Raw genomic sequence first — 24394 nt, 5'->3', positions numbered from 1 at the left:
GGTAATGGTTATCACTTATATTCCTGTTTAAAGTTTGGCGGCGCAATAATGCCACTGCCAAAATCCTAAATTATTTGAACTTAATAGCGCCTTGTACGGAGCATCCTTAAAAACCTACATTCAGTTAGTTTTTAAAGATGCGGTATTAAGTAACAGCTTTATTCAATTAGTTTTATTCTCAAAGATACGATAATTGGAGATAACGGAATATGTTTTCTAAGAGTCAGCTAACACTATTGATTGGTGCAGTATTATCTGCACCGATTGCTCACGCAGAAATTACAAATACAGATGAGCATATGGTGGTCACTGGACGTGATTATGGCTATAAAGCTGATACAAATTCGACAGCAATGCGAATGGAAATGACACAGCTTGAAACTCCAGGACAAGTTTCTGTTATTGATGAGAAGCTAATTGATGAGCAGCGAGCTAGCACATTAGGTGAAGTACTACAGAATGACGCGAGTATTTCTGCCGGTGGTACTGGTCGTAACCGTGAGCGTTTTTCTTTACGTGGTTTTGAACTAGGTAGCAGCAGTGGTTTCTTGCGTGATGGCCACCAACATTGGTCTCATTACCGTCAGCCAGTTGAGCTACTTGAGCGCGTTGAAGTAATGAAGGGCCCAGCAGGCTTGCTTTACGGTAAATCAGCGCCGGGTGGTTTAGTTAATATGGTTGCTAAAAAACCGACTTACGATACTCAAGTAAACTTTAGCCAAGATGTGGGTTCAAATAACCATACTCGTAGTGTGCTAGATGTGAGTGGTTCACTTAACCAAGACCAAACTCTACGTGCACGCGCTGTTGTTGCAAAAGAAGATTACGATTCATGGCGTAAATATGGTGATGGTTCTACACCTTCAACTGACCGCTTTGTCGGTGGTTTATTTGTTGATTATGATATTAACGATGATGTGACAGTGTCACTACATTATGATCGTACAAACGATAAAGGCAGTGTAGATTCTGGTGCTTATATTGTTGACGGTAAGCCTGTACTTGGTCGTGATCATGTATGGGACGCACAGTGGTCAAAAATTAATAACGAAGTTGAAAACTACGGCTTTGATGTTAAAGCACAATTGAATGATACATGGGCACTGAACTCTGGTTTTAACTACCAAGATTTCAAACGTCATGACAAAGAAAGTTACCCTAACTTCGCTAATTTTGAAGAATCAGGCTTAGTGAAGCAAGGCGGTAATGATCGCCAAGATCATTGGAGATTCAAAACTGCGTATGCTGATTTCGTTGGTGAATTTGATACTCTAGGCATGCAACATCAGTTATTAGTGGGCTCTAACTGGTTAGGTTATAGCTATGATCGTTACCAACGTTCATTTAACTCTGTTGAAGTGGCACCAAACCAATCAACACCTGTTCCTAGTTACAAACCAGGTAAGCCAAGAGAATCTAACTCTTCTTACAATGCTTGGGGCTTCTACGCACAAGACATGGTAACAATTAACGATTATTGGCAAGTACTTGCTGGTGTTCGTTTTGATCGCCAAACCCAAGAAGGAAAACCAGCAGAAGAAGCAGTATCACCAAAAGTGGCTGCGATTTTCCACCCAGCAGAGAACGGCTCTATTTACTTAGCTTACTCTGAAAGTTTTGAGCCTCAAGGTACCGTTTCATCTAGCTCTAAGAACTACGTTAATGATGGTGAGCAACTTGATCCACTTCGTGGTAAGCAATATGAGCTAGGTACTAAGTGGGAACTGCTAGATAATCGACTATTTGTGTCGGGTGCAGTGTTTAACATTACACAAGAGAACTCGACGATTGATGTTGAAGTTGGCAACAATCTGTATAAGAAAACGCAAGGTGGCGAGCGTGTTCACAATGGTGCAGAAATTGCGTTACAAGGTAACGTAACGGATAAGCTAAGCATGAGCGCATCAGCAATGTACCTTGATGCTGAATATACGAAAGATCAGAACTACCAAGGCAATCGCCCAGTTGATGTGCCTGAGTTTGCAGCTAGTGTATGGACAACTTACAACGTAACTGAAGCAACGGATGTTAACCTTGGTGTTATTTATGAAGGTTCTCGCTTCGGTGATGCAGCAAATACCTTTAAGAAAGATGCTTACACGCGTGTTGATGTTGGTGTGGCACATACTTACAAATACGATGACAAATTGGATATCATTGGTCGTGTAAATGTAGAAAACCTATTTGATACAGATTACATGGCTGGTGGCGGTTCAACCAGCAGTGATTACGTTGGTGCGACTGGCGTGACACTAGGCGAAGGCCGTAACTTCATGGCAACCATTGAGTTTAAATACTAATAAGTAAACCGAATGAAATAAGGGGGAAGTATTAACTTCCCCTTGTTCAGATCTGTATGTTTAAGTTTATAAACTGTTATTTACAATAATTATTGTTTATAGTTCAGCACTTTTTGCGATACTTTTTATTTTCAATATTCCTTTTTTTGTTTTTTTGGTTATTACAGATAACGATTGATTAAATACTATGAATTTTATTAAAACTAGCCTTGCTATTGTTATTCTGAGCGTCACAACTGGCGCTCATGCATCTAATCTTGATACCGCACGCTCGATAGAGAACAAGACCAATACTGCGTCTGCTTTAAGTCAGGATAAGATCGATAAAAGTGCCGATTCTGCATTGGCAATGAAAGCCAGTATTGAACAACTACAAGAAGAAGTGAAAAACCTCACTGTTTATCATGATCACTTAGCACGTTTGGTGTTAAATCAGGCACAAGAAGTGGCCTCAATTGATCAACAAATCGCAGATATAAAGCAAACTCGTCAAGGTGTTGTGCCGTTAATGTATCAAATGATTGATGGTTTAAAGACGATTGTTGAAAACGATAAGCCGATTAAACATCAAGCACGGTTAGCGCGCGTCAATAAACTTGAAGCGATGATGTCACAAGCTGATATCAGTGACGCTGAGAAATTTCGTCGTATTTTAGAAGCCTACCAAATTGAAATGGATTACGGTACTAAGCTTGCGGCTTACCAAGCAAAAATTACCCTTGCTGATAACAAAACAATTGAAGTTAATGTGCTTCATTTAGGACGTATTGCGCTGGTTGCTCGTAGCTTAAATGGTAGTCATTACTGGAGTTGGAATACAGCAGCTAAACAATGGCAAGCCGTTGATGCAAGTGAAGGCGCTAATATTGATAAAGCGTTTGCAATTGCTGATAACCAAGTTGCACCAAGTTTAATTACCTTACCTGTTTCTGGTTCACCAACTAACGTAGAGAGTAAATAACATGAAATTAAAAGCGTTAGTTGCTGCCCTTTGTGTCGCAAGTATGCCATTTGCCGTGAATGCAGAATCGGTAGTAAAACAAGCACAACAAGAACAAAAGCAGCAAACTCAGCATAATATTCAGCGTGAAGCGGGTTTTAACCGTACTCAACAAACGGTGAAAGCACAATATGATGCATTGGTGGCTGAGCGTAATAAGCTTAAAGCCGCTACTGAAGTATTGAGTACAACCTTTAGCACTAATGAACAACACCTATCAACGCTAGAGCAGCAATTGCGTTTAGAAAGTGGCAGCTTAGGTGAGCTATTTGGCGTCGTGCGTCAAACGGCTAAAGAAGTGCAATCTGAACAGCAACATGCCGTTACTGCGATAGATAACAGCCAAGATAATGCCGTTGTCAATGATATTGTTGCAGCTAAAGCATTACCGTCAATGGAACAGCTACAAGGCTTATGGCAAGCAATGACAGATCAGATTGTTGCTAGCGGCCAAATTGCTAAAGTGACCGTGCCATATATCAATGGTGAGGGTGAACAAAGTAACGTTGAAGCATTACGTCTAGGTAGTATGGGCTTAGTAGGGGACAACGGTTATTTACGTTGGGACGGCAGTCAACATGTGGCTATGGCGTATTTACAGCAACCTGAGCATGCACCGACTTTAGCAAATTACGATCAACTTGTATCAACAGCCAACCAAATGGTCGTTGTTGATCCTTCGCGTGGAATGATGCTAGAGCAATTAGCACAGTCTCCGACGCTAATGGATCGCCTTCAAGCTGGTGGTGCTGTCGGTAAAGTAATTTTATTGCTGCTTGCTATTGGTGCAGGTATCGCGATTTTCCGTGGTGCTAAATTAGCGCTGATTCGTCAACAGATTAAAGCACAATTGAAGCAACCATCTAAGCCTGGTAATAATCCTTTAGGTCGTGTTCTTGCAGTATATAACAAAGAGCAAAGCCGCAGTGTTGAAGCGTTAGAATTGCGTTTGTTAGAAGCGATTGTTGATGAGCAACAAGGGTTAGAGAAAGGCCTATCAATGCTAAAACTGTTTGCAGCTTTAGCACCGATGCTAGGTCTGTTGGGTACAGTTACCGGTATGATTGAAACGTTCCAAGTGATCACTCAGTTTGGTAATGGTGATCCTAAAGTGATGGCTGGTGGTATTTCAATGGCACTGGTTACCACGGTATTAGGCCTAGTTGCGGCAATGCCACTATTGCTGGCGCATAATATTTTAAGTTCTCAAGCTGAAAATATTCGTATGATCCTTGAAAAACAAGGTATTAGCTTAGTAGCGGAACAAGCCGAAAAGAATGATAACAATGGCATCAAGAATTCTGGCATGACAACTGAACAGGCAGCCTAATGGATAGCAGCATATTACAAAGCTGGTGGTTTTCACTGTCGCATTTTATGGCGCAAGGCGGTGTGATCCTGTGGTGGTTAGCTGCGGTTGTTGCTGTGTTGTGGTTATTAGTCTTTGAGCGAGTGATTTACCTTGCATTTTACTTTCCACAGCAGCGACAACACTGGATAGCATTATGGGCAGCACGTGCTGATCATCAATCGTGGTATGCCCATGCTATTCGTGATGGCTGGTTAGCTGATGCAAAAATAGCATTAAACAAAAACCTTAATTTTATTAAAGTGTTAGTGGCTATTTGTCCAATGCTAGGATTGCTTGGCACTGTGACAGGTATGATCTCTGTGTTTGATGTTATGGCAACCCAAGGCAGTAGCCAACCTCGATTAATGGCGTCAGGTATATCACTGGCGACATTACCGACCATGGCGGGCATGGTCGCCGCATTAGCAGGGATGTTTATTCATGCTCGATTGGCAAAAGCGTGCCAAATGCGTGAGTTAAAATTAGAAAAATCATTAAGGAGTCAGCAATGAGACTCAGTCGTCGCTCGTCAGTGCGTGAAGATGCACAAATAGATTTAACCTCGATGCTAGATATCGTTTTCATCATGTTGATTTTCTTTATTGTGACGAGTTCTTTTGTGCGTGAATCTGGGGTTGAAGTTAATCGCCCTCAAGCAAGCCATGTTGTTAGTCAAAAAGATGCCGGTATTTTTGTGGCGATCACCGCAGCTAATGATATTTACATTGATAAGCGAGTGGTGGATGCCGAACGTGTGCAAGCAACACTTGAGCATATGTTAACCGAACAGCCAGATGCAGCTTTAGTGATCCAAGCAGATGAACATGCTTATAACGGTACAGTTGTTAAAGTGATGGACGCTGCAAAAGGTGCAGGGGTGAAGAATATTGCTCTGGCGGCGGAGAAAAACTAATGATGCGCATATTGATGGCGTTGCCATTGGCGCTGGCGATGGCTTTAGGTTTGTTTACGTTAATGGCATGGATGGTGGATAACGGAAATCATCAACCACAAGATAATTCGCCGCCGTTAGCGTTTAATATGGTGATGGTAGAACACGAACAAGCGCCACAACGTCGGCAGCGTGTAGCGCCACCACCACCTGAAACACCGACGCCACCACCAGAAGCGCAACCGTCGCAGTCGCAAGCAGCAACATCAACGGCAATGCCGATGGCATCCATTCCAAGTTTAGGTTTGGATACATCGATTCACGGTTTAGCGGTTAATGCGCCTAAATTTACTGATTTTAGTAGTGCTGCAGCGATCGGAAATGGTTTAGGTAAATCGCAACAAGCGATGCCACTTTATCGGGTTGAACCACGTTATCCTTCGCGGGCTTTGCGTCAGGGTAAAGAAGGTTATGTGGTGCTTAAATTCACCATTGATACTCAAGGTAGACCGATTGATATTGCTGTTATGGATGCGAAACCACGACGTTTATTTGATAAAGAAGCGATTCGCGCGTTACGCAAGTGGAAATATCAACCACAAGTCGTTAATGGCACCGCAATGGCGCAACAAGGGCAGACAGTACGTCTTGAATTTAGGTTGAATCAATAATGAAAAAGATCGCTTTTATTGTCGCGTTAACCTTATCGGCCTCACTGCCACTGTCTTATGCTTATGCAAGTGGTGGTCAGTTATCACAAGCAACAGCGAATAAGGTACAGCGCGCCAATAACTTACAGTTAAATGATAAGCTTGATCAAGCTGTCGCTATGTTAGCTGAAATGAACCCAAGTGCTGCGTATGATAAAGCTTATGTTCAGCGTATGTTAGGGGTGTTTTATTGGCAACAAGGTAAAACATCACAAGCTGTGAAATTGCTAACCAAAGCAGTAAACAGTGGTTTGTTACAAGATGATCAAGCTTGGACTACTGAGCGCATGTTAGCGGATATTCTGCTTTCAGAGGCGAAATATAGCCAAGCTTTACCCCATTATTATAAGTTAACTAAAAACATTCCGGCTAAGCAAAAAGGCTCTGAGTTGTGGTTACGTATTGCGCAAGCGCATTATCAGCAATCACAATGGCAACAAGTGCTTACCGCAATGAAGCGTTATGACGGTTATCGCGTTAAAGATAGCATGTCGCCATTATCGATTAAGCTAGGTGCACAGCTTCAATTGAAACATTGGCAAGGTGCTTCGGCAACGTTAAACCGTTTAATTGCACTTGAACCGAATAAGTTAATTTGGTGGCAGCAGTTAGCCAGTATTCAAATGCGAACTGGAAAAAACGCCGATGCATTAGCAACATTAAAGCTGGCTAAATACCAAGGCGTTGCATTGAGTCAGCAAGATCTTAAAGTATTGGCTCAATTGTATGCTCAACGCGGTATACCTGAACGTGCTGCTGAACAAATTGCGGCATTGAAGGATGCTAATAGTGATAAAACGTTATTGATTGAGCAAGCAAACTATTGGCAAATGGCACGCGAGTGGAATAAAGCGATTAAGCTATGGAGCAAAGTAGCAGCTAAAGATAATCACTACCGTTGGCAATTAGCGCAATTGTTAGTTCAAGAAGGAAAGTATAAACAAGCCTTGGTTGAATTAGATCGTGTTAAGCGCAAAGATAAACGTGCCGAAGTAGAATTAGCGAAAGTACGAGTTTATTACAAAATGAATAACCTCGAACAAGCGATAATTCACGCAAAGCAAGCGGATAATATCAAGCCATCTTCTGCTGCGAAAAGTTGGGTTAAATATTTAGCTCAAATGCGTAAGATGGATACAAGTGCTTAACTAATAAAGTAATTATTGGATATATTATTAGTTGTCTGAAAGGCGAGCCATTGAGCTCGCCTTTCTTATTTTTAGGAATCTGAAAAAAAAACAAAATATCAATGTGACTTTTTTATTGTTTATTATAAAAGGTATTTCCTGTCGCACCTCGCACCTCGCACCTCGCACCTCGCACTTTCGTAACTCGTTTCTAACCAACGTAAACAATGTAAATTGAATGCCAATAAGAACGATTATCAATTAAATTATCATTATTCCAGTTTCTACACACGATATTTGTAATGGTGTTAAAAAATAAGGCAGTGCAATTATGGGCACGCCGTTTACATATTTATATTTCAATGGCACTGCTGCTGGTAGTGCTATTTTTTGCCATTACTGGGATCACCTTAAATCGGCCTCATCTTTTTGTGAGCCAATCCCCAGATGTTATCGAGCAGCAACTGGCGATTCCGACAGCATTATTAAGTTCCGATAAAGGGCCATTTACACCTGATAGTGCCGCCTTGATTGCCTATCTTGCTAAGCATGGTGATGTAACTGGTACGCCTTCTGCGATTGATATATTTACCGATGTTGATGGCGATGAATTATTAGAAGGTGAAATATCACTCGATTATAAAGGCCCTGGTTATAACGCCACGGTATTTATTGATATGACAACCGCACAAGCCACTATTGAAAGTACCAATTATGGTGTAATTGCTGTACTGAATGACCTTCATAAAGGGCGTAATAGTGGTGAAGTTTGGCGTTGGTTTATTGATATTACAGCTTTATTGATGGTGATGTTCGTATTAACAGGCGTGTGCTTATTAATACCTAAAAAGAAAACCTTCAATACTTCTTTGAAGTGGATGGGGCTCGGTTCTGTGATTAGTTTATTGATTTATATCTTTGCTGTGCCATAGCAGTATTTGATTGTCGCTTTTATCTAAGGTTAGTTATCACCATGTTTAACGTCATAAAAAAACCATTATTAGCCGCGTTATTGTTAACACCATTGGCGAGTGCGATTGCCAAACCTGTGCCTGAAAATGCTCAGCTTGAGGTGAATTTCACACTACCTGCGATTGAAACCACCATGTATGCACGTCCATATGTTGCTGTATGGGTTGAAGATGCCAACCGTAAACCTGTACGCACTGTGCAGTTGTGGGTTGGTAAAGATGAGTGGTTAAAAGATTTACGTAGCTGGTGGCGCAAAGTCGGTCGTTACGATCGTGAGTTAGTTGATGCGGTTACATCGGCAACACGTCCTGCGGGCGAATATAAGTTCGTTTGGGATGGCTTAAATGATAAAGGGCAGCCTGTTGAACAGGGCAATTACACCTTTTATGTAGAAGTTGTACGTGAACACGGTGGCCGAAACTACTTACGTCAAAAAATTGAGCTAGGCGAAAACGCGTTTAGCCATGTTATTGCACCAACGGAAGAAACCGGTGCTATTCAGCTTAATTACAAACTTTGAGTGATAGTAACATTATGAAAAATAATAAAATGAAAGCGTTTTCTCTGGCATGTGCTGTTATTGCAGGCTTGGCTGTTTCAGCATCGGCAAATGCGCATCCGCGATGGGTATTACCGTCACATTTTACGGTATCAAAGGAAGGTGGCGATTGGTTATCTTTTGATGTTACAGCGTCACACGGTACCTTTGTTTATGATAAGCCAGCGAGCACGGAAACTGCAGAAGTTGTGATGCCTGATGGTCGTACAGAGCGTCCTAACTTTACTATTCGTGGTAAGCGTCGTGCTATTTTTGACTTCTACTTTGAAGAGCAAGGTACGCATAAAGTTCAAGTAAATCAAACGCCTGTCTATTATACGCAATATAAAGCAGGTCGTCGTGATACGGTTAAATGGATTGCGGCCAATAAAGTTGAACGTGATAGTGTGTTACCTAAAAAATCTCGTGATGTTATTACGCAAGTGGGTTACACCCGTGCAGAAACATATGTCACCGTTGGTAAGCCAAGTACTAAAGCAATGGAAATTACCGGTAAGTATTTAGAATTACTGCCGATCACTCATCCTGCTGACATTATTGAAGGTGAGCCTGTTACTTTTCAATTCTACTTTAATGGTAAGCCACAAGCGGGTGTTGTAGCTGAAGTGACCCGTGAAGGAACACTATATCGTAATCACCAAGAACAAATTGATGTTGTGAGTGATAAAGATGGCATGGTGAGCTTTACACCAGCAACGGCGGGCCGCTATATCATGAAAGCAAATTACCGTGGTGAAATCGCCAATAACCCAATGGTTGATACTGCTAACGTTAATGTGCATATCACTTTTGAAGCATCACTACAGTAAGACTATCTAGCGCGCTGCTTTCTGACAGAAGGCAGCCGTATTATTCCTTTATATGTCACTTATTACAGTTATCAATAATATGGGCAGATTCGAGATTGTTATGAAAAAGCAGACATCACTTATTCAGTTATCGTTATTAACATTAGGCTTATTTTCAACTGCAGCTCAAGCGCATTTCCCATTAATGAGCTGTTGGTTTGAGAGTGATAAAGTAGCTTGTGAGACTGGCTATAGCGATGGCAGCAAAGCCGTTGATTACAGCGTTAATATGTATGATTACGACGATAATCTTATTGCTAAAGTAAATACCGATAAGCGCTCGATTGCTGAGTTTGTTAAACCTGATACTGATTTTTATTTAGTATTTGACTCTGGACATGAAAGCCCTGTTGAAGTCGACGTTGTTGAGATTAGCGAAAAATGATCCGTCAATCTGTAGCATCAGACAATGGTGGCAAAGAAGGCAAATGGGTTGGCGGTATTATCGTTGCTATTTTATTGGTCGCGGCAGGGCTATTGCCTTTTCATCAAGATAAAATCCAATCACAACCATTAGATGCTCACCAAATAGCAGTCACTGAGTTAAGCCCTGATGAATTAGCGATGGTCGCTGAGTTACGCCTCGCTCATGAAGAAATTCGCAATATAAATCAAGATAGTCGTGAGTTTGATAATCAAAATAGATGGCCAAATATGGCGGAATTATCTGAATTATGGCTCGCACCTTTCATCGAAGATAAAAGCTGGGAGCGAAAAGGTCGTCATCAGTGGCAACATCTGACAGGGGCTATTTATCAAGGCATTCGTGTTGAAAAGCAAGGTGCATCGTCTGTCATTCTCAACAGTAATAGCCCTGAACCTGATATTTGGTTGGCACTTTCTCGAAACACGACACCATTAGTTATCAATAAAGACGCAGATTTTACAGCTCAGCAACTTATCGATAATGGTTGGACACAAATTGTATTTCATAGCGACAGTAATGAGCAGTCTCAAGCGCATTGAGGTGTTGGTATATCGCTGGCGGTTATTCTTTTCTCTAACGTTGAAGTAAATATATTATGAAAAAAGTCATTCAAACGGCGCTAACCGCTGCGGCTTTATTGGTTAGTTTTAGTTGCGCTGCTGCTGAAAAACTAACTATTGGTATCACACTGCAACCTTATTATAGCTATGTAAAAGCAGTAGTGGGCGATAAGGCTGACATTTTACCTTTAGTTGATGCGGGGTTTAATCCTCATAACTATCAGCCACAACCCAATGATCTACGCCGTCTAAAACAAATGGACGTTATTGTTGTGAATGGTATTGGTCATGATGATTTTGCTCTTAAAGTAATAGAGGCCGCCAATCGTGATGATTTAGTCGTACTTGAAGCAAATAATGATGTGCCGTTATTACCGGCAATGGGGCAGTCTGTTGGTAACGGTGCTGTTAATCCACATACCTTTGTTGGCTTATCAACCACGATTCAAAAGGTGTATACCATTGCCAATAAATTAGCTGAACTCGATCCTGATAATGCACGTGAATACCGTAAAAATGCTCGTGATTATGCGAAAAAATTTCGATTAATGAAGCGTAAATCAATGTTAGCGCTGGGGGACTTAAATACCGCGGGAATGAAAGTTGCCACAACCCATAATGCTTACGGCTACATATTACAAGAATTTGGTGTTGATGTTGCAGCGGTGATTGAACCTGCTCATGGTGTTGAACCAAGTGCGAGCCAGTTACAGGGCACGATTGAGAAAATCAAGCAATCAGGTATTGATGTGCTGTTTTATGAATTAAATATGCCTAACCGTTATGTTGATACCATAGAAAAAGCGACTGGAGTGAAGTTATACCGTTTCTCACACATGACGCATGGTCAATATGACGCTAAAAAAGTCGAAATCGAAATGCAGCAAAATTTAGACACATTAGTAGAAGCAATGCAATTTGCTGCTAAAAAGGATCAAGCATGAGTGTTGGCCCTCAAATTGAGATTGCAAACCTTGAGTTGCAATACGGTGAAAACCAAATTCTATCTAATATAAATCATAGCTTTGAAGCAGGTAAGTGCCATGTTGTCATGGGACCAAATGGTGGCGGAAAAACATCGCTTTTACGCTCTATTCTTGGTTTAACACCGTTTAAAGGTCAGATTGATATTTTATGGAATGATGAGGCTAATAACGGCAAACCGGGCTCTGTGGGTTATGTGCCTCAAAAAGCAATGTTTGAGCAAAGCCTGCCGTTAACCGTGATGGATTTTATTTTACTGAACTTGACTCGCTCGCCGTTATTTTGGCGTAAACGTCAGCAAGATAAAGCCTTTGCACTGACTCAACTTGAGCGCGTTGGTATGGCTAATCGTGCTGATCGTCGAATGGGACAATTATCTGGTGGTGAACAGCAACGCGTATTGTTTGCTCAAGCATTATTAGATAACCCAGATTTACTGGTGCTTGATGAACCAACCACTGGTATGGATGAACAAGGTGTACGTTATTTAGAATCATTGATTCATGAGTTTGTCGGCCAAGGTAAAACAGTGTTAGCGGTGCACCATGATGTTACTGCAGTACGTCGTTTGAATGCACAAGTCCATGTTGTTAATCGTATTCTTGTCGACTCAGGTCATCACTCCGAGGTGCTGATTCCTGAAAAAATTGAGCGTTTATTTAATCACTACAGCCATGCGCCGATTGCGGCGAAGCAACATGAGGTCGCGTAATGGAATTATTACGTCATTGGGCACAATTAGGTGTTGATGCTGGTTTTTTAAGTGACAGCTTTTCATATGCTTTCATGGTGAATGCCATTGTTGCGGCACTATTATTAGGTCCGTTATTAGGCGGACTAGGCACATTGGTGATAGCTAAGCGGTTGGCTTTTTTCTCTGAGGCAGTAGGGCATGCAGCCTTAACCGGCATTGCTTTAGGTGTACTTTTAGGTGAACCACCTGAAAATCCGTTTATTGGTTTATTTAGCTTTTGCATGATTTTTGCCCTGTTACTGCATTTTGTTCGTAATCGAACCAATGTGCCTTACGATACGCTAGTTGGTGTGTTTTTAGCATTGGCGTTAGCGGTAGGCGCGGCATTATTAATGTATGTTGCACGTAAAATTAATATTCATATGTTAGAAAACGTGCTGTTTGGCTCGATTTTAACAGTAACCGATCAAGATCTATGGGTATTAGCAATAAGCTGCAGTTTGATTATTGTGCTATTGATACCGACCTTTAATCGTATTTTATTAACTTGTATTAGCCCAGATATAGCGCGTGTTCGTGGCTATAAAACTAACTTTTATGATTATTTGTTTGTGATGATGATTACCTTGGTCACCATTGCTTCAGTTAAGATCGTCGGTGCAGTGTTGGTTGGTGCTCTATTACTGATTCCAGGAGCGACAGCTCGCCTATTAACTAAAAATATGGGTAGCTTTGTATTGCTATCTGCGTTATTGGCTACCATCAGCTGTGTTGTTGGTACGGTATTACCAATGGAGCTTAAACTTCCCGTTCCTTCGGGAGCCGCGATTATTATTGTTTCTGCTATTTTCTTTTTAATTGCCACCTGTTACCGCATTGTTCGTAAAGGGTAGTCGCTGTATTTTTTAAGGAACCCCCATGAGTTATGTTCAGCAACAACCGATAAGTTTTCTGAGAAAATCACTGTGCACAGCTGTAATGATTGTGGCAGGATGGAGTTATACGAGTAACGCTCAAGCGCAAGATATTTTAACCGCAACCCCGGTTACTTATATGCTGGCAACAGAGTTAACCAATAATACTGGGCTGACAACAGACTATTTACCACCTAAACGTTACGGTGTGTCACGATTACCAAATTGGTTTGCATCAAAAGGTGACAAGGTAACAAAAGAGGCGAGTAAGAAAGCACAAGCTGTGATCACATTAGGGGCTATTTGGCCGCAAGATCCACTGTATGTTAACGCTCGTCAAGGTAATATTAAGATAGTAGAGATTGATGCATCACAAGCAATTTCGCCGCGAGCACAAGGTGTTGCTGCATTGCGTTTAGAAGATGGTTCAACCTCAATCTATTCATGGTTAAATCCTACTAATCTTAGTCGTATGGCGGCAATTGTCAGCGATGATTTACAACGCTTATGGCCGGAAAAAGCGCAACAAATCGAAAAAAATCAGCAACAATTAATGAATGATGTGCGCCAGTTAATTAACGAACAGCAACAAGTATTAATCGAAGCGGGTGTTGACTCGGTTGTTTTACTTTCTAATGAGCTTGAAGATTTTGCTTCAGGTAACCAATTATTTGTTGTCGATCGTTTAACAACACCGGAATTAGAATGGACCGCAGCAGATAAGAATAGACTTGCTAGCTTATTAGCTGACGATGATAGTTTATGGTTGTTAACTACTAAAAAACTGACTTCATCCCAACAAGCATTATTACCTAAAGACGTCAATGTGATGGTTATTGATAGTATTGATCGTTGGGGTCGTATTGGTATAAACCATGCTGAGCCTCTTAAGCGTTGGCAAATTTCGTTATAATTAAAAATATAGAAGCCCAGAACTTTATTTTATGAGATAAATCTGGGTTTCATTTTTTGTAAGTTGTCGTGGTTTAAAATGAAAACAACAAAGATAAAACGCCTAATAGAATAAGTAATCCACCGGAAATTAAATCATTATACTTTCCAACTATCTTGCCTATTACACTGTCACCAATATGATTCCCTGCGTACGTTAGTATCATTCCAGTTATAAATGTTAGAGCGACAACTAAATAAATATTGAGGTGGGTAATACTGCCCAAAATACCGACACCAATATTATTAATTGATAGTAATAAACCAAGCATAACAGCAGCTTTGAAATTAAGAGCAGTGCTTTTTTTTTCTTGCTTTTGTTGTTGCTTTTTTAGCATGTCAGCACAAATAAACCATGTACCCATTAACATAAAAATAATAGAGCCTAGTTCATTTGATACTTTATGGGGCACGAGTTGAGTAACTAACTGGCCACCAAGCATTGAAATTAAAGTAACAACGGATGTAATAAAAGCAATAATGGCATTAGAAACTAATGGGATCCTTTCATTTTTTACGCCATAAGTCAGACCAATGACAAAATTATCGAGATTCGATGAAAGGGAGAAAATCAAAGCGAGTAAGAAAGACACGATAGTTCATCTCGTAAAAATGCTTTTATAAACTGAAATGATGATTAACGCGATGTATTTGTATGAAGAGTAATTTTTCAGATATGAATAAGTTAAAATATAGTAAGATTCGAGATAACAATGAATCGAGTATTTCAGGAAAAGTTATAGTTAAAAATTAGATATTTTTCATTCAGTTATCTCATTACATGAAAAGCCGTGGCTGAAGATATTGCAGCCACGGTAAATTATGCAGTGATTAATCTGGTTTAAAGCGTTAATGTTTTCGTCATGCCTGCTTCAGAGTGTCCCTGCATATTACAAGATAGAACAACATTTTTATCGCCATGGAAATGCCACAAAATCTGCTTTGCTTTGCCTGGTGCAACGGTCACACTGCTGCCTGTATCATGGTCATGATTATCGCCCATATTTGCCATCATTTGGCGGTGTTTACGTTGTTCTTCTGCTGATCCAATCGTGAAGCTATGCGTATTTTTTCCTGTATTCATGATCACGAACTGAACCACATCATTCGATTCAATCTGAACATCTTTTTTAAAGGTGATCGTGTTGTCATCCGATAAAATAACATGCACCACTTTGTCAGGCTTTGCGCCTTTAGCTGGCATTCCGACAGCAGACATACCTTTCATATCCATACCGCTGTGATCCATTTTCATTGCACCATGATCCATCTTACTATGGTCCATTTTACTGTGATCCATTTCAGCCAATGCAACGCTTGAGGTGGTAAGTAAAAGCGCAACGAATGTGTGATTGAATAATTTCATTTTCTATTCCTTTATAGTGAAGTCGAGATTGTGGTTACCCATATTGGATAACCACGTGATTGAGCTTGTTTATACAGACTTTTTCATTGCCATATTTTTCCAAAGTTTAAATACAGCAGGGATAACAAGTAGGGTAAGAATTAACGCTGATGCCATTCCACCTATCATAGGAGCAGCAATACGCTGCATGACTTCAGAGCCGGTTCCTGCACCATACATGATGGGAATTAAACCGATGATCACGGTAAGTACTGTCATCATCACAGGCCGAACACGTTGTCCTGCACCTTCGTGAATCGCAGCATGGAGATCGTCAGTGGTGAGCGTTTTCTCTGCACAATCTTGCTGTTTAAAGCTCCACGCTTGATTGAGATAAACCAACATGATGACGCCAATCTCGACAGCAACACCAGCAAGGGCAATGAAACCCACACCAACGGCAATCGAGAAGTTAAAGTTTAAGTACCACATCAGCCATAGGCCACCAACCATAGCGAGAGGTAGTGTTGCCATGATCACCAGCACTTCAGTGACTCGGCGGAAGCTAAAGTAAAGCAGTAGCATGATGATGCTAATGGTTAATGGCGCAACAATGCTTAAACGGGCTTTTGCACGTTCCATATACTCATATTGACCAGACCATGCCAGTGAGTAGCCTGCGGGTAATTTAAGTTGCTCTGCTACAGTTTGCTGCGCTTCAGCGACGTATGAGCCTAAGTCACGCTCATCAATATCTACAAACACCCAACCGTTAGGGCGTGCATTCTCGGTTTTGATCATCGGTGGACCATCTTCATAGCGAATATCAGCCACATCGGCTAACGCAATACGTGCACCATTGGGTGTTACTAGCGGTAGGTTTTGTAGTTTAGTGACAGAATCTCGGTAAGATTGTGGGTAACGCACGTTAATAGGATAACGCTCTAAACCTTCGACACTTTCACTGACGTTCATGCCACCCACAGCAGTCGAAATGACCTGTTGAATATCTTTAACTGACAAGCCATATCTTGCAGCCTGACGACGTTTAATATCGACTGTGATGTAGCGACCGCCCGCAACACGTTCAGCATACACAGAAGCAGTCCCTGTGATGTTATTAAGAATCGGTTCAAGCTCTGCACCAATTTTCTCTATCACTTGCAGATCTGGGCCTGCAATCTTGATCCCGATAGGGGTTTTTATCCCCGTTGCCAACATATCAATACGAGTTTTGATCGGCATGACCCATGCGTTAGTTAAGCCCGGAAATTGAATTAATTGATCAAATTCCTTACGCAGTGATTCGCTAGTGACGCCATCTCGCCATTGATCTTTCGGTTTTAATTGGATTACCGTTTCGATCATGGTTAAAGGTGCGGGATCGGTTGCCGATTCGGCACGTCCCACTTTGCCCCATACGGTTGCTACTTCCGGTACGGTTTTGATCAATTTATTGGTTTGCTGTAATAATTCACGGGCTTTACCAATTGAGATCCCCGGATAGGTAGTAGGCATATACATCAGATCGCCTTCGTCTAATGGAGGAATAAACTCGCTACCTAATTTAGTGATGGGGTAGTAAGACGACGCCATTAATGCGATTGCTATTGCAATGATGGTTTTAGGAAAACGTAAGCTGATGTTTAACATCGGGCGATAAAGCGCAATCAGAGCCTTATTAATCGGGTTTTTGTTTTCTGGTAAAATTCGACCTCGAACAAAGTAGCCCATTAACACAGGCACTAAGGTGATCGCTAACCCTGCTGCTGCCGCCATTGCATAGGTTTTGGTAAAGGCGAGGGGAGAGAACATCTTGCCTTCTTGACCTTCAAGCGCAAAAACAGGCACAAAGCTTAATGTGATGATCAGTAGCGAGAAAAATAGAGGCGTGCCGACTTCTTCAGCCGCTTTACTGATAACTTGCCAGCGGTTTTCATTGGTCAGTGGCGTGCGCTCAATGTGTTTATGCAAGTTTTCAATCATCACGATGGCACCATCTACCATGGCACCAATGGCGATGGCGATGCCACCTAATGACATGATGTTGGCGTTAATGCCTTGCCAATGCATGATGATGAACGCAGATAAAATACCGATCGGTAAGCTAATGGCGATCACCAGCGATGAGCGGATATGGAATAAAAAGAGGGCGCAGACAATGGCAACAACGATGAATTCTTCAGCCAGTTTTTGCCATAGGTTTTCTACTGCTTGATCGATAAGGGTAGAGCGATCATAAGTGGCGACTATTTCAACACCATCAGGCAAGCTACGTTGTAACGTTTCGAGTTTTGCTTTGACTTTATCAATCACGGCACTGGCATTTTCACCAAATCGCATCACGATAACGCCACCAACTGCTTCACCTTCACCGTTAAATTCAGAGATACCACGACGCATTTGTGGACCAAGGTTGATGGTTGCGACATCACCTAACAGTAACGGGGTTCCCGTCGCCGTTACTTTTAGCGGTAGCGATTTAATATCATCAATATTGGTTAAGTAACCAGTGGTACGCACCATGTGTTCAGCTTCAGCGACTTCAATCACCGATGCGCCTGTTTCTTGGTTGCCGTTTTGGATTGCCATGTTGACTTGCTGCAACGTTAAATCGTAAGCACGTAACTTAGCGGGATCGATTTCCACTTGATATTGCTTCACCATACCGCCAACGGTGGCGACTTCGGATACCCCTTCAACGGTTTGCAGCTCGTATTTTAAGAACCAGTCTTGCAGGCTACGAAGCTCTGCCAGATCGTGCTTGCCTGTTTTATCTTGTAATATATAGCTGTAAATCCAACCCACACCGGTGGCATCTGGGCCTAATGTTGGTTTGGCATTAGCAGGCAATTTAGGCGCAACTTGGCTTAAATATTCCAGTACCCGTGAGCGAGCCCAATACATGTCGGTTTTATCATTGAAGATAATGTAGACATAGGAATCACCAAAGAAAGAATAACCACGAACGGTTTCAGCCCCCGGTACCGCTAACATGGCTGTTGTTAACGGATAGGTCACCTGATCTTCGACTACTTGGGGCGCTTGACCGGGATAACTGGTTTTGATGATCACCTGTACATCCGAAAGATCAGGAATGGCATCAACAGGCGTATTCTTCAGGCTATATAAGCCACCCAGAGTGAGAAATAGCGTCGTAATCAACACCAATAAGCGGTTGTTGATCGACCAGCGAATAATGGCAGGGATCATTATTTATCTCCCTTATTAGTAGCAGGCTTAAGCGCTTTTAACACGTAATCTGCGTTCTCTTTTTCGAGTAAGAAAGAAACAGATTCACCTTCTTTAAAGGCATTTAAATCAATGCTGCCATCAGTGGTGAAGTTCATTTCGCCGGCTGACCATTGCCAATCATCGACGGCGTCATGGCTGACGGTGATCATATTAAAATCCGCCATGAGCATAGTGATTTTGCCTGTGATCCAATGCGCTTTTGCTGCTTGTTTGTCAGATACTTTTAACGCAAGGATTTCATATTTACCCTGTGGCGTTTTTTGAATTTCAAACTCAATATTTTGATTTTTTGCCAGTGTTGATGTGTCGATATTTTTAGTAAGATCAAAATTCATCACCATGCCCGGCCAGCTCCACTCTGGTACTGGCTGGTGGTTGATAGTGAGCATATTATGATCAAGCATGATGTCTGTGATGGTACCTGTAGCCCATACAGATGTTTGTTTTTCATCTTGACCATTAATGCGTGACAGATCGGCTGATTGGCTCGATTCAGAATCGAGCATGAATTGTGCAGAAGTAACAATCCGATCGTTTTCTTTTAAGCCTTCAACGACTTCAGTGATATTGTTGGCATCTCGACCCACAATGATTTTGGTTGAGCGGTATTTACCATCACCTTCAGATAGCACCACACGGCTCATGCCACCAGATCGAATAATTGCTTGAGAAGGGATAGTCAGTACGGTGTCTTGTGAGTGAGACTGCAAGGTGATATTGGCAAACATGTTTGGTTTTAAATCACCATTATCATTGGCAAATTTTAGCCGTACACGCAGCGTGCGTGTTTTGGGATCTAAAATAGGGTAGATATAATCCACCTTACCTTGCCATTGTTGGTTTGGAATTGCTTCTAGCGTCATGGTGGCTGGGGTATCTTGTTTTACCCAGTGGGCTTGGCGCTCAAAAATTTCTGCGTTGACCCATACCTCATTGATAGTACCTGCACTAATTGCGGTTTGGCTTGGTGATAAGTAACCACCTTCTCGCACATTTAAGCTCGCGATGATCCCATTGCCTAACGCTTTAATATCAATGGTTTGTTTGGCTTTTTTTGTCTGTAGTATTTGGTTGATTTGAGCTTGATCGACACCCATTGAAAGCAGGCGCTGTTTTGCACCAGATACTAATCCTGAACGACCACTGCGGTATGCGTTCAGCAACTCTTCTTGGGCTTTCACCAATTCAGGTGAGTAAAGGGTAAATAGCACATCGCCTTTCTTAACCTTTTCACCCACTGCGTTGATATACAGCTTTTTCACCCAACCACTAACACGTAAGTTCGTTTGCCATAATTGGCTTTCATCAAAGGCGATGTAACCGATCGTGGCAATGTGTGGTGACAACACTTGTTTTGTCACCAGTGCGGTTTTAACTCCAAGGTTGTTTTCAACCGCGGGATCGATTTTGACCGTACCGGGTTTGTCATTGTTGCCGTTTAAGTCATCAGCATAAACGGGGATCAAATCCATCCCCATTGGTGATTTACCCGGTTTATCTCGTTGATAGTTAGGATCCATTGGTGCAACCCAGTAAAGCGGCTCATCATTTGAGGGTGTTGTTGCTTGATTTTGATGTCCTGAGTGGCTTGAAAAATACGGTGCAGCCATACCCCCGATAACACCACCAATAACAAGAGCAAGCGCCGCGACGGCAAAAGTAGAATGCGTTTTCATAGTTAACCCTTATTGATTATTATTGTTGGTTAATGTTGAAGATTGAATGTCGAAACCATTGGTTAATGCCGCCAATTGACTATTCGTTAATTGCAGATCGGTTTCGATGCGTACACGTTCGGTATTCAGGTTTAACTCATCATTGGCTGCGGTGATCACGTCTTTAAATGAGGCTGTATTGTTTTGATAACCGCGCTCGACGGCTTGGGTGCGAGCTTTTGCTTGGGGTTGTAGGCTCTTTTTGTAACGTTCAATTCGACTTAATAAATTGTGGCGTTCAATTAACAGCGTATTTAGCTTGGCGTTCATCTGCTGTAGCAATAAATCACGTTGAGATTTCGCTGCGATAACTTGCTGCTGAGCGGCATTGTAGGTGCGGTCTTGCTTGTTTTCTGTGAACAATGGGACATCCATGGTGAGATAAGCCGACAGCATGTCTGATGCTGGTTTTCCATTCATACCATTGGCAAAACGGGCACCGTACATCACTTCGACACCAAACTGGGGTTGGTAGGCTTCAGTTGCAATATCCACTTGGGTTTCACTGGCTGAGATCGTCGTATCAGAAATCTTTACCATCGGGTGATGACGCAAAATAGCGTAGTGCTCTGTTCGATTTTCTAATTGAGGAAGCAGATTATTGAGCTTTTGCCAATGTAATGGTTGTTTGGCATTCATTGTGTCTGCGCTGGATAACCATTGCGCACCTAACCATTCAGACAATTGGTAAATTAAGCGTTGCTGTTGTTGCAGATTATTATTTAGCTGTTCATCAATTTTGCTGATTTGCAGTTGGGCTTGCAGAACATCTTGCGCTTCATTGGTGCCGTTGGCGTAATTAGTTTTTGTTACCTGTGCTAACTCGGTAAATAAACGCTTATTTTTATTGATGATGGCTTCAACGTGCTGCAAATAACCAAGCTCTAACCAACGCTGTGTGATGGCATTAGCAATGTCTAATTCACGCACACCAAGTTGTAACTCAATACCTTTGGCTTGAATTTCACCTTTGAGTTGTTGCAAATCGAGTGTTGCGCCACGGCCAAACTGTTGCATTAAACCAACAGAAAGCATGGTCATGGGATCGCTATCAAATGAAAAACTATCAATTGGTAAGCCACCAAATCCTACTTTAAGTTTTGGGTCGGGCAAGCTGGAAGCGGCAACACTGTTTTCTAATGTCGCTTGCGTTTGAGCAGAGATCTCACTGCGCTTTTTATCGTTAATAACAGCACTTTCAATAAGCTGAATGAGCACAGGAACATCTGTATTGGAAACGGATGTTGTCGCTTGAGATGCAATAGATGTTAAGCCAGCAGTTACAACGATTAACGTCTGTAAAAGAGGTTTCATGTTCATATTTTTTATCCGAACAATCATAGCCGCTGATAGTTATCAACGTGGCTATGTGTATTCCAGATGCAACAAAGCAGAGCCTAGTGCGATCTAGAGATACAAAAAATCTTAACTACAACGATGTAATAATCGGGTAGTACGGGAAGATAAGTTCAGAATTAAGCGATTGGAGGACGATAGAGGGATCGAGGGTAAGTCGATTTTTGAGTATAAGTATCTTGCGGAATTTTGGCTAATTGAGATAAACGAGATAAGTGGTTGTTATGGCTTGGAATATAAGCAGAAAAACTGACGCAAGCCATAGAGCAGCAGGTATCAATATCTGCCATTTTTTGATCACATTGTTTATCTTTCATTACTGTATTATGCATGCCATGATTTGACATTTCAGCACAGTGGCCATCAGCATTCATTGTCGAATTATGTGTCATACTGAGCATTTTAAGGCTCATAAGTGGGGCACTAGAAGCAACACTTGATAGCGTAAGCGCTATAAGCGTGAATGTTGCGATCCAGACTGTACGAAGATGTTTGAATGACATCTTGTCCCTACCTCTGTGACATGAATACATACATTATATGTTATTATTGCTGGAATAAGTCAAGTTACTATTAAAAAAAGTAACTCAATATGGCATAGGTAATGCTATTGGAGACTGTAAGTATTACTTATGTCGGAGTTACTTTTATGGGGCTTCATATGATTGTTATTTAAAGCTACAAATTAGGCGCTTTCATTAATCCTGGATATATATTGGTAGTGGCGCGTTTAAATAAAGCCAAGCAGTCGTGCTTTTAGAAAGGCAGCTAACGTTTTGTTATCTTGGATTTGATTATCAATAATTTTTTGTTCTATTTCAGCAACAGAAAAAGTAACGACATCCATTATTTCGTCATCATCAAGTTCACCTTGAGTAGGGGTGAGCTCTTTAACAACATACAGATACTGAATCTCGTCACAAAACCCAGGCACAGGTAATAGCTCGCCTAAAGCATGCCATTGTTTTGCTGCAAGATTAGTTTCTTCCGCTAACTCTCGTTGGGCAGAGATTAAAATATCTTCATTTGGTTCAATTGTACCTGCTGGAAATTCAAGTAACCATTGTTTTACCGCGGGGCGATATTGATGAACCATCACCAGATTACCATCACTATCAATAGGAATAATAATAACAGCACCAGGGTGAATTAGCGTTGTAAAAGCAATCTCTCTGCCATCAGGTAAAAGATGCGGTTGCTCTTCAATACTGAAACATTTCCATTGGTAATGGGTGATTATCGTCATAATTATTCTCTATTCATTCGTCGCGATTTGATTATAACCCCAACGTTTTGCACGCATCAAGGCGCTTTCTGCTTTGATATAGTCATAACTAAAGTCTTGATATTCAACATTAGTAATACCAATACTGACGGTGATATTAATCTGATGTCCAGTCGTTAGCTCTAATACCCATTGGCCTATTTCATCTCGAATATTAACGGCAAATTGCTCGGCTCTTTGAATATCAGCATCAGGAATAATGATACAAAACTCTTGGCTACTCAAGCGTGCGATGTGCATGTTTTCAGCACACATTTCACGAAGACATTTTGCCAGCATCATTAGGGTTTTATCTCCTGCATCAAGCCCGAAACGGTCGTTAACATCTCTAAATTTATCAATATTAATTAATAGCATTGATATATCACGGCGATAACGCTTACAGCGCGATGATTCATTTTGATAAAGAGGTAATAGTCCTTCACGGTTTAGTAACCCGGTTAGGAAATCGTTAGTTGTGGTTCTTTTTACTTGTTGAATCGCATCATAACGGTGACGAGATAATAAAAAGGCCATCACAAAGATAATAGAATAAGCACAAATATTTTGCAGTGCTGATGAAATCTGCATTTGTTTATTGGCAATTTCAGACACACTGAGCACTATATATAGCATGCCAAAAATACTGCTATACCAAGTAGCGGTTCTGATTTGTAAAGCAAAAAAGCTTAATAATGGAATAGTTAAGCCAATAGTATTACTGATGTGGCGCGCACCAGTAAAATAAAAACCACTTGAACAAACAAGCGTAGTTGCGATTAAAAAGATCCAAAAAAGAATAGTTGCCGAAAAGAGGGTTCGATTTAATGCTGCAAGGGTGTAACACAACGCCATACCTAATATACCAACAAGCGTAAAATAATGTCCTTGTTGTGAAACTAAATAAGTAAAAGCAATAACAGCGCAAATAGCACCAGCAAAAGGGAATAATAATGAGAGTTGTTTTTTTAATGTTTTCTCGCTAAGTTCAATATAAGCAAAGTTCGTTGCTTGAAGTTGAGAGCTTTTAATCAGTGTAGCCATGATATGGAACAGACCCTTATAACATTACAAAAGTGAATGCAATACATAATGTATGATTGTGCAGAGCATATCAGTATTGTGATTGATGTCTAATTATTTTTTGATTTTTATGTAAGTTAATATATT

24 protein-coding genes are annotated in these 24394 nt (G+C 41.2%); 16 read left to right on the top strand and 8 right to left on the bottom strand.

The annotated features are described in order from the left end of the window. Window positions 1-209 precede the first annotated feature (209 nt). The 16 genes from PMAL9190_RS06985 to PMAL9190_RS06910 all read left to right on the top strand — a co-directional run bounded on the left by PMAL9190_RS06985 (window position 210) and on the right by PMAL9190_RS06910 (window position 14251). Complete coding sequence (locus PMAL9190_RS06985; protein ID WP_087844519.1) at window positions 210-2300, top strand: TonB-dependent siderophore receptor; 2091 nt, start codon at window positions 210-212, stop codon at window positions 2298-2300. 187 nt (window positions 2301-2487) lie between these two features. Then, window positions 2488-3261: a DUF3450 domain-containing protein gene (locus tag PMAL9190_RS06980; RefSeq protein ID WP_087844518.1), complete on the top strand. Its 774-nt coding sequence runs from the start codon at window positions 2488-2490 to the stop codon at window positions 3259-3261. A 1-nt stretch (window position 3262) separates the two neighbouring features. Then, window positions 3263-4630, top strand: a complete 1368-nt coding sequence (locus PMAL9190_RS06975) for a MotA/TolQ/ExbB proton channel family protein (RefSeq protein ID WP_087844517.1) — start codon at window positions 3263-3265, stop codon at window positions 4628-4630. Beyond that, window positions 4630-5163: a MotA/TolQ/ExbB proton channel family protein gene (locus PMAL9190_RS06970; RefSeq protein WP_060998826.1), complete on the top strand. Its 534-nt coding sequence runs from the start codon at window positions 4630-4632 to the stop codon at window positions 5161-5163. Before PMAL9190_RS06975 ends, PMAL9190_RS06970 begins: the two co-directional genes overlap by 1 nt. Beyond that, a complete protein-coding gene (locus tag PMAL9190_RS06965; protein ID WP_036789967.1) occupies window positions 5160-5564 on the top strand; it encodes an ExbD/TolR family protein in 405 nt (134 codons plus the stop codon). The genes PMAL9190_RS06970 and PMAL9190_RS06965 overlap by 4 nt, the downstream gene beginning before the upstream one ends. Then, on the top strand, window positions 5564-6214 hold the full coding sequence (locus PMAL9190_RS06960; RefSeq protein WP_087820275.1) for an energy transducer TonB: 651 nt from the start codon (window positions 5564-5566) through the stop codon (window positions 6212-6214). Before PMAL9190_RS06965 ends, PMAL9190_RS06960 begins: the two co-directional genes overlap by 1 nt. Next, window positions 6214-7401: a hypothetical protein gene (locus tag PMAL9190_RS06955; protein WP_087844516.1), complete on the top strand. Its 1188-nt coding sequence runs from the start codon at window positions 6214-6216 to the stop codon at window positions 7399-7401. Before PMAL9190_RS06960 ends, PMAL9190_RS06955 begins: the two co-directional genes overlap by 1 nt. 281 nt (window positions 7402-7682) lie before the next feature. Continuing rightward, the gene (locus PMAL9190_RS06950; RefSeq protein WP_087844515.1) at window positions 7683-8312 is read left to right on the top strand and encodes a PepSY-associated TM helix domain-containing protein; all 630 of its coding nucleotides are present in this window, start codon (window positions 7683-7685) and stop codon (window positions 8310-8312) included. Between the two features lie 41 nt (window positions 8313-8353). Next, window positions 8354-8872, top strand: a complete 519-nt coding sequence (locus PMAL9190_RS06945) for a DUF2271 domain-containing protein (RefSeq protein ID WP_065167441.1) — start codon at window positions 8354-8356, stop codon at window positions 8870-8872. 11 nt (window positions 8873-8883) lie between these two features. After that, complete coding sequence (locus PMAL9190_RS06940) at window positions 8884-9720, top strand: DUF4198 domain-containing protein (RefSeq protein WP_200813397.1); 837 nt, start codon at window positions 8884-8886, stop codon at window positions 9718-9720. Window positions 9721-9820: 100 nt separating this feature from the next. Next, on the top strand, window positions 9821-10144 hold the full coding sequence (locus PMAL9190_RS06935; protein WP_065176790.1) for a hypothetical protein: 324 nt from the start codon (window positions 9821-9823) through the stop codon (window positions 10142-10144). Then, the gene (locus tag PMAL9190_RS06930; RefSeq protein ID WP_065176788.1) at window positions 10141-10725 is read left to right on the top strand and encodes a DUF6162 family protein; all 585 of its coding nucleotides are present in this window, start codon (window positions 10141-10143) and stop codon (window positions 10723-10725) included. Before PMAL9190_RS06935 ends, PMAL9190_RS06930 begins: the two co-directional genes overlap by 4 nt. Window positions 10726-10781: 56 nt before the next feature. Further along, the gene (locus PMAL9190_RS06925) at window positions 10782-11690 is read left to right on the top strand and encodes a metal ABC transporter solute-binding protein, Zn/Mn family (protein ID WP_087844514.1); all 909 of its coding nucleotides are present in this window, start codon (window positions 10782-10784) and stop codon (window positions 11688-11690) included. Continuing rightward, the gene (locus PMAL9190_RS06920) at window positions 11687-12442 is read left to right on the top strand and encodes a metal ABC transporter ATP-binding protein (protein ID WP_065167444.1); all 756 of its coding nucleotides are present in this window, start codon (window positions 11687-11689) and stop codon (window positions 12440-12442) included. Before PMAL9190_RS06925 ends, PMAL9190_RS06920 begins: the two co-directional genes overlap by 4 nt. Then, window positions 12442-13317, top strand: coding sequence for a metal ABC transporter permease (locus PMAL9190_RS06915; protein ID WP_060998844.1), 876 nt, complete (start codon window positions 12442-12444; stop codon window positions 13315-13317). The genes PMAL9190_RS06920 and PMAL9190_RS06915 overlap by 1 nt, the downstream gene beginning before the upstream one ends. A 25-nt stretch (window positions 13318-13342) precedes the next feature. Then, a complete protein-coding gene (locus tag PMAL9190_RS06910) occupies window positions 13343-14251 on the top strand; it encodes a metal ABC transporter substrate-binding protein (protein ID WP_144384328.1) in 909 nt (302 codons plus the stop codon). 73 nt (window positions 14252-14324) lie between these two features. On the opposite strand, the gene PMAL9190_RS06905 is transcribed toward PMAL9190_RS06910, so the two are convergent. From PMAL9190_RS06905 to PMAL9190_RS06870, 8 genes are all read right to left on the bottom strand, one after another. Next, a complete protein-coding gene (locus PMAL9190_RS06905) occupies window positions 14325-14882 on the bottom strand; it encodes a manganese efflux pump MntP (protein ID WP_087844513.1) in 558 nt (185 codons plus the stop codon). Between the two features lie 248 nt (window positions 14883-15130). Beyond that, window positions 15131-15655 (bottom strand): copper-resistant cuproprotein CopI, encoded by a 525-nt coding sequence (gene copI, locus PMAL9190_RS06900; RefSeq protein WP_087844512.1) that lies wholly within the window; start codon window positions 15653-15655, stop codon window positions 15131-15133. A 69-nt stretch (window positions 15656-15724) separates the two neighbouring features. Then, on the bottom strand, window positions 15725-18847 hold the full coding sequence (locus PMAL9190_RS06895; RefSeq protein WP_087844511.1) for an efflux RND transporter permease subunit: 3123 nt from the start codon (window positions 18845-18847) through the stop codon (window positions 15725-15727). Beyond that, window positions 18847-20565: an efflux RND transporter periplasmic adaptor subunit gene (locus tag PMAL9190_RS06890; protein ID WP_087844510.1), complete on the bottom strand. Its 1719-nt coding sequence runs from the start codon at window positions 20563-20565 to the stop codon at window positions 18847-18849. The genes PMAL9190_RS06895 and PMAL9190_RS06890 overlap by 1 nt, the downstream gene beginning before the upstream one ends. A 9-nt stretch (window positions 20566-20574) precedes the next feature. Beyond that, a complete protein-coding gene (locus tag PMAL9190_RS06885; protein ID WP_087844509.1) occupies window positions 20575-21924 on the bottom strand; it encodes a TolC family protein in 1350 nt (449 codons plus the stop codon). 155 nt (window positions 21925-22079) lie between these two features. Beyond that, a complete protein-coding gene (locus PMAL9190_RS06880; RefSeq protein ID WP_087844508.1) occupies window positions 22080-22463 on the bottom strand; it encodes a hypothetical protein in 384 nt (127 codons plus the stop codon). 227 nt (window positions 22464-22690) lie between these two features. Then, the gene (locus PMAL9190_RS06875; protein WP_065167450.1) at window positions 22691-23206 is read right to left on the bottom strand and encodes an NUDIX hydrolase; all 516 of its coding nucleotides are present in this window, start codon (window positions 23204-23206) and stop codon (window positions 22691-22693) included. A gap of 9 nt (window positions 23207-23215) precedes the next feature. Continuing rightward, the gene (locus PMAL9190_RS06870) at window positions 23216-24268 is read right to left on the bottom strand and encodes a GGDEF domain-containing protein (RefSeq protein ID WP_087844507.1); all 1053 of its coding nucleotides are present in this window, start codon (window positions 24266-24268) and stop codon (window positions 23216-23218) included. Between the last annotated feature and the right edge of the window lie 126 nt (window positions 24269-24394).

The organism is Photobacterium malacitanum, from assembly GCF_900185615.1.
GTDB classification, from domain to species: domain Bacteria; phylum Pseudomonadota; class Gammaproteobacteria; order Enterobacterales; family Vibrionaceae; genus Photobacterium; species Photobacterium malacitanum.
Note: the sequence above shows the minus strand (reverse complement) of the source record. Positions and strands in the feature narration are given on the sequence as shown.